This is a genomic window from Sphingomonas sp. GW821-FHT04B01 (assembly GCF_059420425.1).
The window spans coordinates 100,450-115,662 of the sequence record NZ_JBWKTR010000003.1 but is presented as its reverse complement, the minus strand read 5'-3'; the positions used below and the strand labels follow the sequence as shown (position 1 = coordinate 115,662).

Here is a 15,213-nt window from a genome sequence, read left to right as displayed (position 1 = left end):
TGGGGAACAGGGCGATGCGCGCGACGATCATCTGGGCTGCGGCCCTCGGGCTGGCAGCAGCGGCGCCGGCCGCGACGCCGAAGAGCAATGCCGGAGGCGGCGAGATCCTGTGGGACACGTTCGGCGTGCCGCACGTCTATGCCAAGACCGAGGCAGGCGCCTTCTGGGGCTTCGGCTATGCGCAGGCGCAGAGCCACGGCAATCTGCTGCTCAAGCTGTTCGGTGAGGCGCGGGGACGCGCCGCCGAATATTGGGGCGGCGCGGACAACGAGACGCAGGACCGCTGGCTCGTCGCCAACGACGTGCCGACCCGCGCGGTGACGTGGTTCCGCCAGCAGACGCCGCAGATGCGGGCGGATCTCGACGCGTTCGCCGCGGGGATCAACGCCTATGCCGCCGCGCATCCCGATGCGATCGCCCCGGCGATGCGGCGCGTGCTGCCGGTCAGCGGCACCGACGTGATGGCGCACGCCCACCGGCTGATGAACTACGTCTACATCGCGTCGGATCGCAAGGTGCTCGCCGATCCGACCACGAACGAGGCGGGCGGGTCCAACGCCTGGGCGGTGGCGCCGTCACGCTCGGCGAGCGGCAAGGCGATGCTGCTCGCCAACCCGCATCTCCCCTGGGCACCGAGCATGCTCACTTACTACGAGGCCCATCTGACCGCGCCCGGTTACAGCGTCTATGGCGCGACGCAGGTCGGGCTGCCGGTGCTCCGCTTCGCGTTCAACGACGATCTCGGCTTTACCAACACCGTCAACACGATGCTCGGCTATTCCAGTTACAAGCTGACGCTGGCGGATGGCGGTTATCGCTACGACGGCAAGGTGCTGCCCTTCACCACCGCGCAAAAAAGATACAAGGTGCGCCAGCCCGACGGGACGTTGAAGACGGTCGCCTTTACGCAGCGCTATGCGACCCAGGGGCCGGTGTTCGACCTGCCCAACAACACCGGTACGATCGCGCTGAAGGTCGCCGGTCTTGATCGCCCGGGCGTGCTCCAGCAATATCTCGACATGGGCAAGGCGCACGACTTCGCGGCATTCCAGCGAGCACTTGGGCGGATGCAGGTGCCCATGTTCAACATTGTCTATGCCGATCGCGCCGGGCATATCATGTACATCGACAACGGGATCCTGCCGCGCCACGCGGACGGCGACGTATCGACCTGGTCGAAGCCGGTGGCGGGCGACACGCCGGCGACCGTGTGGCGCGACGTGCATGGCTATGACGACCTGCCCAAGGTGGTCGACCCGGCGAGCGGCTTCGTCCAGAACGCCAACGATCCGCCCTGGCTGGCGACCTGGCCGCGCCAGCTCGATCCCAAGGCGTTCCCCGCCTATGTCGCGCCGGTCGGCCCGGTCAGCCAGCGCGCGCAGCATTCGGTCATGCTGATGACCGCGACGCCGAAGCTGTCGTTCGACGATTTCGTCACGCGCAAGCTGGAAACCCGGTCCCTGATGGCGGACCGGCTGCTGCCCGATCTGCTCGCCGCAGCGAAAGGCCATAAGGATCCGGACATCGTCGCGGCATCGGCATTGCTCGCGAGCTGGGACCACAGATTCGAGGGCGATGCCCGCGGCGCGCTGCTGTTCGAGACCTGGGCGGCGCTGTTCACCCCGCGCAATTTCGTCGACCAAAGCAATTACGCGGTGAAGTGGACGCTCGACGATCCGCTCGCCACGCCGCGCGGGCTGAAGGACCCGGCCGCGGCGGTCGCGATGCTGAAGGTGGCGGCGGCGAAGACCCGGCAATTGTACGGCTCACTCGACCGCCCGTTCGGCGAAGCCTCGCGCTTCCATCTCGGCGACGTCAGCGTGCCGGGCAACGGCGGCTTCGGCAATACCGGCGTGTTCCGGACGATCACCTGGGGACCGATGAAGAACGGCGAACGCACGCCGGTCCATGGCGAGACCTGGGTGTCGATGATCGAATTCTCCACACCGATGAAGGCGGTGGGCATGATGAGCTATGGCAATGCGAGCCAGCCCGGATCGAAGCACAACAGCGACCAGCTGCGCTTCCTGACGACCAAGACCTTCCGCACCTTATGGCGGGACCGCGCCGAGGTGGAACGTCACGTCGAAGAGAGGACGGCGTTCTGATGCGCGCCGCATGGCTTGCGCCGCTGGCGCTGTTCGCGCTCGCCGCCTCTGCGCAGGACGCACGGCAGGTGCATGAGGCGGCGATCGTGCTCGACACGCATTTCGACACCCCCGCCAATCTCGGCCGCCCCGGCTGGAGCATCATGGACCGCCACAGCCGGGCCGACACTGGCGATCAGGTCGATTACCCGCGGATGGTCGAGGGCGGGATCGACGGTGGGATCTTCGCGATCTTCACCGCGCAAGGCCCCCGCACGTCGGAAGGAGATCGCGATGCGCGCGATGCGGCGCTGGTGCGTGCGGTGCAGATCCGCGAGATGGTCGCGCGGCATTCCGACGCCTTCCGGCTGGTAACCACCTCGGCGGAAGCCCGCGCTGCCGTTGCCGCCAAGAAGCGGTTCGTCTTCATGAGTATGGAGAACGGCTATCCGTTCGAGGGCGACCTGTCGCTGATGCGCGGCTTCCAGCGGCTGGGCGTCACGATGATGAGCCCGGTCCACTTCAGGAACGACGACCTCGCCGACAGCGCGACCGACACGCCCGAATGGCACGGGCTCAGTCCCAAAGGCAGGATGTTCGTCGCGGAGGCCAATCGGCTCGGCATCCTCATCGACTGCAGTCACGCTTCCGACGACGTGCTTCGTCAGACGATCGCCTTGTCGAAGGCGCCGATCATTCTGTCGCATTCGGGCGTGCGTGCGATGTTTGATCATCCGCGCAACGTCACCGACGCCGATCTGCGCGCGCTGGCGGCCAAGGGCGGCGTGGTGCAGATCAACGCCTTCGACGGCTATATGATCGCACAGCCCAAAATTCCGGCGCGCGAGACGGCGTTGGCGGCGCTGATGGCGAAGCTGCCGCCGCGCGCGACGATGACCGAGGCGGATCGCAAAGCGTTTCTGGCAGAGCGCAAGGCGATCGACGTCCGTTGGCCGGTGCCGCGTGCGACCTTCGACGACGTGATGAAGCATCTGCTGCATGCGATCGCGGTGGCCGGGATCGATCACGTCGGCATCAGCGGCGATTTCGACGGCGGCGGCGGGGTCGAGGGGTTCGACGACATCACCGCCTTTCCGAAGATCACCGCGGCGCTGCTCGCACGCGGCTATAGCGCGGCGGACGTCGCCAAGGTGTGGGGCGGCAACGCGCTGCGCGTGCTCGATGCGGCGCAGGCCGCGGGCGATCCGGCCGCGCGCCCGACCATTCCCGTCACCGCATGAGCCGCATACGGTTCATGCGCCAACGGGATCAGCGCACCAGCTCGAACGTGCCGTGCACGCCGTCGGCTTGTGCCGAGGGCGCGATCCATACGTCGAACGTGCCGGGTTCGACCGTGGGCCGCAGGTCGCCGCCGAGGAATTCGAGCTGCGCGCGGGTCAGCCTGAAGCGCACCGTCTCGCTCGCGCCCGGCGCCAGCGCGAGTCTGCGGAACGCCTTGAGCTCGCGCACCGGCCGGGTGATGCTGGCGACGCGGTCGCGGATGTAGAGCTGGACCAGCTCCTCGCAGGCGCGGGCGCCGGTGTTGCTGATCGTCGCCGATACCTCGATCCGCCCGTCCCACGCCAGCGTCGCCGGTACGTTCGCGGCGGCATAGCCGACCTTGCCGTAGGTGAGGCCATGGCCGAACGGATAGAGGGCGGCATTGGGCGACGTCCGCCATTGCGCCTTGTACGGCTGGCGCGGGCCGTCGGGCGCGGGGCGGCCAGTCGCCTTGTGCGCATAATAATAGGGTTCCTGTCCGCTCTCGTGCGGGAAGCTCAGCGGCAGGCGTCCGGACGGGCCGACCTTGCCGAACAACACGTCGGCGATGGCATGGCCGGTTTCCGACCCGAGGAACCAGGTGACGACGATCGCCGGTGCCGCCTTGACCGCGCCGTCCAGCGCGAGCCCGCGGCCGTTCTTGAGCAGCACGACGATCGGCTTGCCCGTCGCGGCGACCGCTTCGGCCAGCGCCATCTGCGGCGCGGGCACGGTGATCGACGTGCGCGACTGCGCCTCGCCCGACATCGTCTCGCTCTCGCCGATCGCCAGCACGACGACATCCGCGACACGCGCCGCCGCGACGGCCGCGTCGATCCCGCCGACGAGCGGCTCCTCGACACCCGAACCGGGCGTCACGCTGACGGTACGCGCGCCCGCCGCCTTGACGCCGGTGGCCAGATCGATCGCCTGGTTGTTGTCGCCATAGACCACCCATGGCCCGTTGAGGTCGTGCTGGCCGCTCGCGAACGGACCGATCAGCGCGATGCGCTGCGCCGGGTCGAGCGGCAGCAGGTCGCCGTCGTTCCTGAGCAGCACGATCGATTTCTGCGCCGCCTCGCGCGACAGCGCGAGCGCCGCCTTGGTGCGCGACCGCGCCGTCTCGCGCTTGGCATCGATGCGGCGGAACGGATCGTCGAACAGGCCGAGCCGGTGCTTGACCATCAGCACGCGCCGCACCGACCGGTCGAGCGTCGCCTGCGGCACCGCGCCTTCGCGGACGAGGTCGGCGAGGTGCAGCGCATAGAGATTCGACTGCATGCTCATGTCGACCCCGGCCAGAAAGGCGAGGCGCGCGGCATCCTTGCCGTCCTTGGCGAAGCCGGCGGCGATCATCTCCTCGTCGCCGGTGTAATCGGAGACGATGATGCCGGGGAATTTCCATTCGTCGCGCAGCACCTGCTGCATCAGCCAGGCATTGCCGGTCGCGGGGACGCCGTTGATCTCGTTGAACGAGGCCATGCCGCTCATCGCGCCGGCGTCGAACCCCGCCTTGTACGGCGGCAGATAGACTTCGCGCAGCGTCCGCTCCGACAGGTCGACGCTGTTGTAATCGAGCCCGCTCTCGGCCGCGCCATAAGCGGCGAAATGCTTGATGCAGGCCATCACCGCGTCGATGTCGCCGAGCTGCTTGCCCTGGAAGCCGCGGACGCGCGCGGTGGCGAACATCTGGCCGAGCAGCGTGTCCTCGCCCGCGCCTTCCATCGTCCGGCCCCAGCGCTGGTCGCGGGCGATGTCGACCATCGGGAAGAAGGTCCAGTCGATCCCCGCCGCCGCGGCTTCATAGGCGGCCATGCGTGCGGTGCGCATCGCCAGATCGGGATCGAAACTCGCCGCCTCGGCCACCGGCACCGGGAAGATGGTGCGGTGGCCGTGGATCACGTCGGCGGCGAAGAGCAAGGGGATCTTCAGCCGCGATTCCCGCATCACCGCCTGCTGCATCCGCCGCGCCATCACCGCGCCATTGCCGTTGAACACGCCGGTGAGCTTGCCCGCGACCGCGTCGGCGAGCTGGCCTTCGAAACTCGGGCCGCCGGTCGTCGGCGGGTTGAGCCCGGTGGCGATGCCGCCGCTCCACGCTGCGGCGTTGAGCTGCAACTGGCCCGCCTTCTCCTCCAGCGTCATCCGGGCGAGGATCGCCTCGATCCCGGCGGGCAAGGCGTCGTCCGCCGCCGCGGCGAGCAGCGCACGCGCCGGACTGGCGGCCCAGGCGGCGATCGTCCCGGCGCCGAGCAGCGCCGCACGCCGCGAGATGGTGATGTCGGTCATATCCAGGTCGTCCCCTCATCGCCGTCGTCGCGCGTGCCCGGGGTGACCCGCGAAGGACCCGGTGCTTTTCGCGTTGACGCTATCCTGTAACCGGTTACACAGCTCACCGGCGTCGCACAAGATGTGTCGCGACGATAGAAGGTCGGGGATGGCACGCAAGGGGAGGGCATGAAACAGGCATCCGCCACGGTCCGCGACGTCGCGCGCGTCGCCGAGGTATCGGTCGCGTCGGTATCGCGCGCGCTCAACGGGCATAGCAGCGTCCGCCCCGACATGCGTGCGCGCGTGCTCGCGGCGGCCAAGGCGCTCGGCTATGTGCCGCACGCCGGCGCGCGCAGTCTGTCGCTGGCCCGCAGCCATGCGATCGGTGTCGTCCTGCCCGACCTCTACGGCGAATTCTTCTCGGAGATCGTCCGCGGCATGGATCGCGAGGTTACGGCGCGCGGCTATCACCTTCTGCTGTCGAACATGCACGCCGATGCGGCGCTGGCGGCGCAGGCGATGCGATCGATGCGCGGGCGCGTCGACGGGCTGATCGTGATGGCGCCGCAGCTCGATGTCGCCGAGCTCGACGAGGCGCTGCCACGCGACGTACCCGCGGTGCTGGTCAATTGCCGCGAGACGACCGGCCGCGCCGCCTATCGGATCGACAATGCCGCCGGGATCAGGGCAGCGGTCGCGCACCTCGCCGCGACCGGCCGCCGCCGGCTCCTGCACATCAGCGGCCCGGACGGCAATATCGATGGACGCGAACGCCGCGACGCCTTCCTCGCCGCGATGGCGGTGCACGCACCCGATAGCGACCCGATCGTCATCGAAGGCGATTTCCGCGAGGAATCGGGCGTCGCGGCGGTGCGCCGGCTGATCGCCACGGGCGAGGCGTGCGACGGCATCGTCGCCGCCAACGACATGATGGCTTTGGGGGCGATGAGCGCGCTGCGCGAGGCGGGGGCGGCGGTCCCCGGCGACATCGCGGTCACCGGTTTCGACGACGTTCCGCTCGCCCGCTATCTCGGCCTGACGACGGTGCGGATCAACCTCGCCGAAATGGGGGCGAGCGCCACCGCGCGGCTGATCGATGCGCTCGACGGCGGTGCGCTGTCGCCGGACACGGAAATCGTCGCGACCGAGCTCGTCATCCGCTCCACCACCGGACCCCTGCCGACATGATGCGTACCCCGATCGACCGCCGCGCGCTGCTGGTTCGCGCCCCGCTCGCCACCGCCGCCGCCTGCCTGCCCGCTCTGGCCGGGGCGGCGCCGCGCGTCGCGCTGCCCGGCTGGTTCGATGATCTGGAGCAGCGGACCTTCCGCTTCTTCTGGGATCTCGCCAATCGCGACAACGGGCTGGTGCCGGATCGCTGGCCGACCCCGTCTTTCGCCAGCATCGCCGCGGTCGGCTTCGCGCTGACCGCCTATCCCGTCGGGGTGACGCGCGGCTGGATCAGGCGCGAAGCCGCGCGCGACCTGACGCTCGCCACGCTGCGCTTCTTCGCTGCCGCGCCGCAGGGCGACGCGCCGGCGGGAATGAGCGGGCACAAGGGCTTCTTCTATCACTTCCTCGACATGAAGACCGGCCAGCGCTTCCGCGATACCGAGCTGTCGAGCGTCGACACCACGCTCCTCTTCCTCGGCATCCTGTTCGCCGGCGCCTGGTACGATCGCGCCGACCCGGCGGAGGCGGAGATCCGGCGGCTGGCGCAGCAAATCACCGATCGCGCCGACTGGCCGTGGTTCACCAACGCGCGTGGCAGCGTATCGATGGGCTGGCACCCGGGGCAGGGCTTCATCGAGCGGCCGTGGGAGGGGTATAACGAGGGGATGATGGTCTACATCGTCGGCCTCGGCAGCCGGGGCAAGCCGCTCGCCGACGGGGCGTGGGATGCGTGGACGAAAACCTATCCGGGCTTCTGGCGCGGCCGGGGGACGACGCGGCACCTCGCCTTCGCGCCGCTGTTCGGCCATCAGTACAGCCAGATGTGGATCGACTTCCGCGGCATCCGCGATGCGACGATGCGGCAGGCGGGCTTCGACTATTTCGAGAACAGCCGCCGCGCGACCTATGCCAATCGCGCCTATTGCATCGCCAACCCGATGCGCTGGGACGGCTATGGCCGCGATATCTGGGGACTGACCGCCTGCGACGGACCGGGCAATTTCCGCTTGCCGTTCAAGGGACGGACCGCGGAGTTCTTCGGCTATTCGGCGCGGGGCCCGCTCGGCCAGCCGGACGAGCGTGACGATGGGACGCTGGCGCCGACCGCCGCGCTGGGCAGCCTCGCCTTCGCGCCGGAGATCGTCGTTCCCGCCGCCAATGCGATGAAGGCATGGCCCGGGCTCTACGGCAAATATGGCTTCCTCGACAGCTTCAACCCGTCGTTCCGCTATACCGACGTCAAGCTGGAGGCGGGGTCGGTGGATGCGACGAGCGGCTGGATCGACGGGGATTATCTGGGCATCGATCAGGGCGCGATCCTCGGCGCGATCGCCAATATGCGCGACGAGGGCGTGTGGCGGGCGATGCGCCGCTCGCCGACGATCCGGCGCGGGCTGACGCGGGCAGGGTTCGCCGGCGGATGGCTGGGGTGAGCGGGAGCCATCCCAATCCGCCGCTCAAGACGATCACGATCGTCGGCGGGGGCACCGCCGGCTGGATGACCGCGGCGCTGCTGTCGCGGCTCTTGCTCGGCGTCTATACGATCCGGCTGATCGAATCGGCGGAGATCGGCACGATCGGCGTCGGCGAAGCGACGATCCCCGCTATCCGGACCTTCAACGGCCTCGCCGGCATAGACGAATTCGAGTTCGTCCGCGCGACGCAGGCGACGTTCAAGCTCGGCATCGAGTTCCGCAACTGGGGCGGCGTCGGCGACAGCTACATCCATGGGTTCGGCAAGATCGGTCAGGACCTCTACTGGCTGCACTGCCACCAATTCTGGCTCAAGGCGCGGGCGACGGGGGAGGCCCGACCACTCGATCATTATGCGCTCAACACGCTGGCGGCACGGATGAACCGTTTCGCCTTGCCCGATCCGGCGCATCCAAATTCGCCGATCGCCGACCTCGATTACGCCTATCACTTCGACGCCGCGCTTTACGCCACCTTCCTGCGTGGCCGCGCCGAGGCGGCGGGCGTCGAGCGGATCGAGGGGCGGATCGTCGCCGCCAACCGGCGCGGGCAGGACGGCTTCCTAGACCATGTCGTGCTCGCCGACGGACGGACGGTCGACGGCGACCTGTTCGTCGACTGTTCGGGCATGCGCGGGCTGCTGATCGGCGATGCGATGGGGGTCGGTTACGAGGAATGGGACCATTGGCTGCTCTGCGACCGCGCGCTGGCGGTGCCGAGCGCACGGCAGGGGCCGCTGACGCCCTATACCCGCTCGATCGCGCATGATGCCGGCTGGCAATGGCGGATCCCGCTGCAGCATCGCACCGGCAACGGCCACGTCTATGCCAGCCGCTTCGTTTCGGACGAGGCGGCCGCGCGGACGTTGCTCGCCAATCTCGACTCCCCGGCGATCGGTGATCCACGGCCGGTGCGCTTCCGTCCCGGCAAGCGGCGGCGCGCATGGGAAAAAAATGTTGTCGCGCTCGGACTTGCCGGCGGTTTTCTCGAACCGCTCGAATCGACCAGCATCCATCTGATCCAGACCGGCATCCTCCGACTGATCGCATTGTTCCCCGGGCGCGGCTTTCAGGATGCCGACATCGCCGAATACAATCGCCAGACCGACTTCGAATATCGCGACGTGCGCGATTTCATCATTGCGCATTACAAGGTCACCGACCGCGAAGACACGGAATTCTGGCGCTACGTCAAGCATATGGACGTGCCCGACAGCCTCACCGAACGGCTTGCGCTGTTCGCGGCGTCGGCGCGGTTCTTCATGCACGGCAAGGCCGAGCTGTTCCGCGAGGAAAGCTGGGTGCAGGTGCTGCTCGGCCAGCGCCTGCGCGTGGCCTATGATCCGATGGTCGACATGATCCCTGCCGCACAGGCCGCCGCCTTTCTCGGCGATGTCGAGGAGGTGATCGCCGAGGTCGCCGCCGGGATGCCGACGCACGAAGCGTTCATCGCCCGCCACTGCCAGGCCTGACTGTTGCCGGAGCGCAACGGTCCAAGTCTTTAGCGCGAGCCGTGTTGTAACCGGTTACGGAGGCGAGTAACCGGTTTCATATGCCCAGCGCGATCCGCTGCCGTCGCTCGTCGACGCGCCGGTGGAAGCAAAGATCGGGTGACAGACGGAGGGGTTTGCAATGGCAGCAGGGTATCAGGCCGCACGGTTCCGTCGCGGCATGTCGGCCGCGGCGCTTGCCATGGCGCTCGCCGTCGGCGCGCCGGCGCTGGCCCAGTCGACGTCGACGCTGCGCGGCAAGGTCGCGGGCGCCGCACCCGGTACCGCCGTCGTCATCACCGATCTCACCACCGGGCAGGTCATCCGCGGTCGCACCGACGATGCGGGCACCTATACCATCCCCGGCATTCGCCCGAGCACCTATCGCGTCGCCGTCGACGGTCAGCAGCCGCAGCAGGTCGTCGTGCCGGTCGGCCAGACGATCACGCTCGACATCAACACCCCCGCCGCGGCGACCGAGGCCGGCGCGACCGAGACGACGACCTCCGCCGACGCGGGCAGTGGCACGGGCAGCGACATCGTCGTCACCGGCCGCCGCACGCAGGAGGTGCGCACCGCCGAAATCTCCACCAACGTCTCGCAACAGCAGATCGAGAGCCTGCCGCAGAGCGACCGGAACTTCCTCAACTTCGCCGCGCTCGCACCGGGCGTCTCGGTGACGCCGGGGCGCAGCAACCGGCAGGTGCAGGCGGGCGGCATCAGCGCCGACAACGTCAACGTCTTCATCGACGGCCTGAGCCTCAAGAACCAGGTCAATCACGGCGGCGTCGCCGGCCAGAACTTCAGTCAGGGCAACCCGTTCCCGCAGCTCGCGGTGCAGGAGTTCAAGGTCGATACGCAGAACTTCAAGGCCGAGTATGAGCAGGCGGGTTCGGCGATCATCACCGCGGTGACCAAGTCGGGCGGCACCGATTTCCACGGTACGATCTTCGGCGAATGGCAGCCCAAGGGCTTCTACGGCACCAAATATTTCGACCGGCCGGGCAAGGCGAACAACCGCGACGGTTCGCTCAAGCAGGGCGATTACGACCGCAAGCAATATGGCGGCGACTTCGGTGGCCCGATCATCAAGGACGTGCTGCATTTCTACGGCGCGTTCGAAGCGACCGACCAGAAGGCGCCTTCGGCCGCGGTGCTGCTCGGCACCACCAACACCGATCAGCCGTCGCAGGTCGTGCCGCAGGCGATCGCCGATCAATATAACGGCAGCTATGCGCAGGACTTCCACCAGAAGCTGTATTTCGGCAAGCTCACTGCCTTCGTCAGCAACGCCGACACGGTCAATTTCAGCGGCTTCTTCCGTCGCGAGAGCAATCTCGCCGATTTCGGCGGCACGTCGGTGCCGTCGCACGGCCATCTGTTGCAATCGAAGATCGACCTCTATCAGCTCGAGTGGAATCACCGGGGCGACAATTGGCTGAACGAGGCGACGATCGCCTATAACACCGTCTTCAATGGCACGCCGCGCACCGGCAGCGGTCCGGAGATCATCCTCGGCCAGCCGGGTTCGGTCGTCGCTGCGCTCGGCACCAACGGCTTCGAACAGTCGGACAATCAGAAGACCTGGACGTTCAAGAACAACGTCACCTTCTTCAGCAACGCGCACGTTATTAAGGCCGGCGTCAAGGTATCGCTCAACGACTTGTCGCGCGCCGAAGACAATCTCGGCAACGGCTCCTATTATTTCACCCCCTCGACCTACACGACCTTCGATGCGTCGACGCCGCAGCAGGCGGCGGTGTCGGTCGTCCCGGTCCAGGCGGCGAAGGTCAAGGATACGCAGATCGGCCTGTTCATCCAAGACGATTGGACGGTCAACGATCACATCACGGTCAACGCCGGCATCCGCTGGGACTATGAGACCAACGCCAAGAACGACAAGTTCGTCACGCCCGACGCAATCGCCACCGCGCTGCGCAACTATCAGCCGTGGCAGGCGGCGGGGATCAACCCGGAAGACTATATCTCGAACGGCAGCAACCGGAAGCCGTATTGGAAGGCGTTCCAGCCGCGGCTGGGCATTTCGTACGATATCAACGGCGACCGCGACACGGTGCTGTTCGCCGGCGCCGGGCGATATTACGACCGGCCGCTGTTCATCACCGCGGGGATCGAGACGGTCAAGGCGCTGTACCAGCGCACCGTCACGCTCAGCTTCTGCGACGGGCCGGGGCAGCCGACCTGCGCCAGCTTCCGCCAGGGCAATGGCGGCGTCCTGCCGGCGACGACCCTGGTGTGGAACGACAGCTACAAGAACGTCGACAATCTGCGCGCCGCGGCGACGGCGACCGGCGTCGGCGGCGACGTCTGGCTGCTCAACAACGATACGAAGCTGCCTTATTCGGATCAGTTCAACTTCGGCGTGCGCAAGCGGCTGGGCGTCGTGCAGACGTCGATCACCTTCAGCCACATCCGCAGCCACAACATCTTCAAATATGTGCGCGGCAACCGCCTTCCGAGCGGCCAGTACACCAGCCAGGGCGATCAGTGGATCGAGGACAACTTCCCCGCCTCCGGCATCCTGCCGGGCTATAGCGGCAAGCTCAACATCGGTTCGAACGACGGCAAGGCGGAATATAACGCGGTCTATTTCACCGCGGAGAAGCCGTTCGTCACCGGGTCGAAATGGGGCTTCACCGCGACGCTGACCTTGCAGCAGGCGAAGAGCAACGTCGCGCAGGAATTGCAGAGCGACGAATTCTACAACGGTCCGCGCGTCGATGCCTATGGCTGGAATTACGTCGCCGGCGTCGAGAAATGGCGTTTCGTCGGCACCGGCATCGCGCGCGGGCCATGGGACACCAAGCTGTCGCTGACCGGCACGTTCAGTTCGGGGCCGTCGTTCGGGCAAGTCATCTTCCCCGCCAATCCGCCCGAGAACGCCAGCGCCTATGGCAATTTCGGCGGCGTCTTCTGGCCCGACCAGATCGTCGGCTACGCCTCGGTCGACGCGCGGATCTCGAAGACGTTCCGGATGCCGTGGGGGACCGATCTCGAGGTCAATTTCGCCGCGTTCAACCTGTTCGATTCGGTCAACCGCACCTACACCGCCTGGGGCGCCGGGTCGGGCGTCAATCCCACCAAGCGCGAGAACGACACGCAGGGCGTGCCGCGCTCGTTCCAGGTGGGCGCGCGCTACAAGTTCTGAGGACCGGCACGATGACGCCGAGCCTGCTCCGCATCGGGCACGGCGAGAGCCCGGTCGTCGTCGTCGACGATGCGAGCGGCGCGGTCGACCGGATCGTCGATCTCGCGGCGGCGCTGGCGCCTTATCCCGCGGCGGGCGGCCATTACCCCGGGGTTCGCCGCGTCCTCGCTGCCGGCGACGGTGCGGCCTACGATTATGCCACCGCGCTTCTCGACCGCGTCGCGCCGTTCATCGGCGGCGCCTTCGCGATCGACGGCTTCGACTGGATCGAGGCGAGTTTCTCGATCGTCACCGCCGCGCCGGAGACGCTCACGCCGGTGCAACGCGCGCCGCATTTCGACGCGACGGACGAAGGCTATATCGCCGTGCTGCACTATCTGTCCGACCAGCCGGCGGGGACCGCCTTCTACCGGCAGCGCGCCACCGGGATCGAGCGCGTCGATGACGGCAATCGCGCCGCCTTCCTTGCTGCCGCGCGTCGGGACGGTCCGGCGCTCGACGGCTATATCAACGAGAGCACCGCCGCGTTCGAACAGATCGGCCGGGTCGACGCGCGGCGTGATCGCGTCGTCATCTATCAGGGTTGCCTGCTCCATTCGGGGATCATCCCGGACGATCTGCCGCTCAGCGCCGATCCGCGGCAGGGGCGGCTGACCGCGAATCTGTTCGTCCAGGCGCAGCGATGATCGCCTGGCTCGCGCTCGCGCTCGCTGCCGCCGTGCCGGCGCAGACCTATGCCAATCCAATCGACCTCGACTACCGCTACAATTTCGAGCAGGTCAACGAGGGCGTGTCGTATCGCACCGGCGCCGACCCGGTGATCGTGCCGTTCAAGGGCGCCTATTACCTCTTCCTCACGCTGGCGGACGGATATTGGCGCTCGACCGACCTCGTCACCTGGCGCTTCGTCAAACCCAGTCGCTGGCCGGCGGAGGGGATCGTCGCGCCCGCCGTGTCCTCGGACGGCGAGCGGCTGTTGATCATGCCGTCGATGACGACGCAGGGGACGATCTACAGCAGCAGCGATCCGGCGAGCGGGCGCATCGACCTGTTCGTCCGCCGCATGCCGCCGCTGCCGGGCGCGGTACGATCGGGCTTCGAGGAGACGATCAAGCCCGGCGAGGTGCCGCCCGGACCATGGGACCCGGACCTGTTCCGGGACGACGACATGCGCTGGTACCTCTATTGGAACTCGTCGAACGTCTTCCCGATCTACGGCGCGCCCGTCGGCTTCACTGACGGCAGGATGACGTACGGCAGCCCGCGCAAATCCTTCATCCTGCTCGATCCCGACCGTCACGGCTGGGAGCGTTTCGGTCAGGATCACAGCGGCACCACCCCCGACGGCACGCCGGTCAAGCCGTATATGGAGGGCGCGTGGATGACCAAGGTCCGTGGCCGCTACTATCTGCAATATGGCGCTCCGGGCACCGAATATAATGCGTATGCAACCGGCACCTACGTCGGCACCTCGCCGATGGGGCCATTCACCTACGCCGCCTATAATCCCATCGGCTACAAACCCGGCGGCTTCGTGCAGGGCGCCGGGCATGGCAATACGTTCCAGGATCTGCACGGCAATTGGTGGAACACGGGAACGCCGTGGATCGGCTATAACTGGACGTTCGAGCGGCGCGTCGGACTGTGGCCGACCGTGTTCGATGCCGATGGGCAGATGCGGGTATCGACCCGCTTCGGCGACTTCCCGCAGCGGCTGCCGACCGGGCGCGTCACCGATCCCGATATGCTGTTCACCGGCTGGATGCTGCTCTCCTACCGGAAGCGCGCGCAGGCGAGCGGCAGCGTCGCGGGGCATGGACCGGGCGACGCCACCGATGAAAATCCGCGCAGCTTCTGGCTGTCGCCGGACAAGGCGCCCGGCGCGACGCTGACGATCGATCTCGGGGCGGTGAAGACGATACGCGCGGTGCAGGTCGATTTCGCGGATTATCAGGCCGGGCGGTTCGGCGACGCTCCCGACATCTACACCGAATTTCAGCTGCAATCCTCGCGCGACGGGAGGGAATGGCGGCCGCTCGCGCGTACCGAAGCGCCACGGCGCGACCGCCCCAACGCCTATTTCGAACTACCGCGACCGACGGCCGCCCGCTTCGTCCGCTACGTCCACGGTCATATCGGCGGCGCGCATCTCGCGATCGCCGACCTGCGCGTCTTCGGCAGCGCCGGCGGGGTGGCCCCCGCCGCACCCGACCTGGTCGAGGCGACGCGCGCGGCCGATACGCGCGACGCGACGATCCGCTGGCGGCGGATCGCCGGCCGTCGGCTATAAC

General features: G+C 67.6%; 9 protein-coding genes. 8 read left to right on the top strand and 1 reads right to left on the bottom strand.

The genetic code is table 11. The annotated features are described in order from the left end of the window. The first annotated feature begins 14 nt into the window (after positions 1-14). A complete protein-coding gene (locus tag AC07UH_RS09400) occupies positions 15-2,108 on the top strand; it encodes a penicillin acylase family protein (protein ID WP_495180024.1) in 2,094 nt (697 codons plus the stop codon). Then, a complete protein-coding gene (locus tag AC07UH_RS09395; protein WP_495180025.1) occupies positions 2,108-3,328 on the top strand; it encodes a dipeptidase in 1,221 nt (406 codons plus the stop codon). Before AC07UH_RS09400 ends, AC07UH_RS09395 begins: the two co-directional genes overlap by 1 nt. A gap of 28 nt (positions 3,329-3,356) precedes the next feature. On the opposite strand, the gene AC07UH_RS09390 is transcribed toward AC07UH_RS09395, so the two are convergent. Next, entirely contained in the window at positions 3,357-5,636 is a 2,280-nt protein-coding gene (locus tag AC07UH_RS09390; RefSeq protein ID WP_495180026.1) for a glycoside hydrolase family 3 N-terminal domain-containing protein, read from the bottom strand. Between the two features lie 168 nt (positions 5,637-5,804). Here AC07UH_RS09390 and AC07UH_RS09385 point away from each other — a divergent pair, with 168 nt between their 5' ends. From AC07UH_RS09385 to AC07UH_RS09360, 6 genes are all read left to right on the top strand, one after another. Further along, the gene (locus tag AC07UH_RS09385; protein WP_495180027.1) at positions 5,805-6,806 is read left to right on the top strand and encodes a LacI family DNA-binding transcriptional regulator; all 1,002 of its coding nucleotides are present in this window, start codon (positions 5,805-5,807) and stop codon (positions 6,804-6,806) included. Next, a complete protein-coding gene (locus tag AC07UH_RS09380) occupies positions 6,806-8,224 on the top strand; it encodes a glucoamylase family protein (RefSeq protein ID WP_495180478.1) in 1,419 nt (472 codons plus the stop codon). The genes AC07UH_RS09385 and AC07UH_RS09380 overlap by 1 nt, the downstream gene beginning before the upstream one ends. Further along, positions 8,212-9,735, top strand: a complete 1,524-nt coding sequence (locus AC07UH_RS09375; RefSeq protein ID WP_495180028.1) for a tryptophan halogenase family protein — start codon at positions 8,212-8,214, stop codon at positions 9,733-9,735. Before AC07UH_RS09380 ends, AC07UH_RS09375 begins: the two co-directional genes overlap by 13 nt. Before the next feature lie 160 nt (positions 9,736-9,895). Next, complete coding sequence (locus AC07UH_RS09370; RefSeq protein WP_495180029.1) at positions 9,896-12,922, top strand: TonB-dependent receptor; 3,027 nt, start codon at positions 9,896-9,898, stop codon at positions 12,920-12,922. 11 nt (positions 12,923-12,933) lie between these two features. Continuing rightward, complete coding sequence (locus AC07UH_RS09365; protein WP_495180030.1) at positions 12,934-13,608, top strand: DUF6445 family protein; 675 nt, start codon at positions 12,934-12,936, stop codon at positions 13,606-13,608. After that, positions 13,605-15,212, top strand: a complete 1,608-nt coding sequence (locus AC07UH_RS09360) for a family 43 glycosylhydrolase (protein WP_495180031.1) — start codon at positions 13,605-13,607, stop codon at positions 15,210-15,212. Before AC07UH_RS09365 ends, AC07UH_RS09360 begins: the two co-directional genes overlap by 4 nt. The last annotated feature ends 1 nt before the right edge of the window (position 15,213 follow it).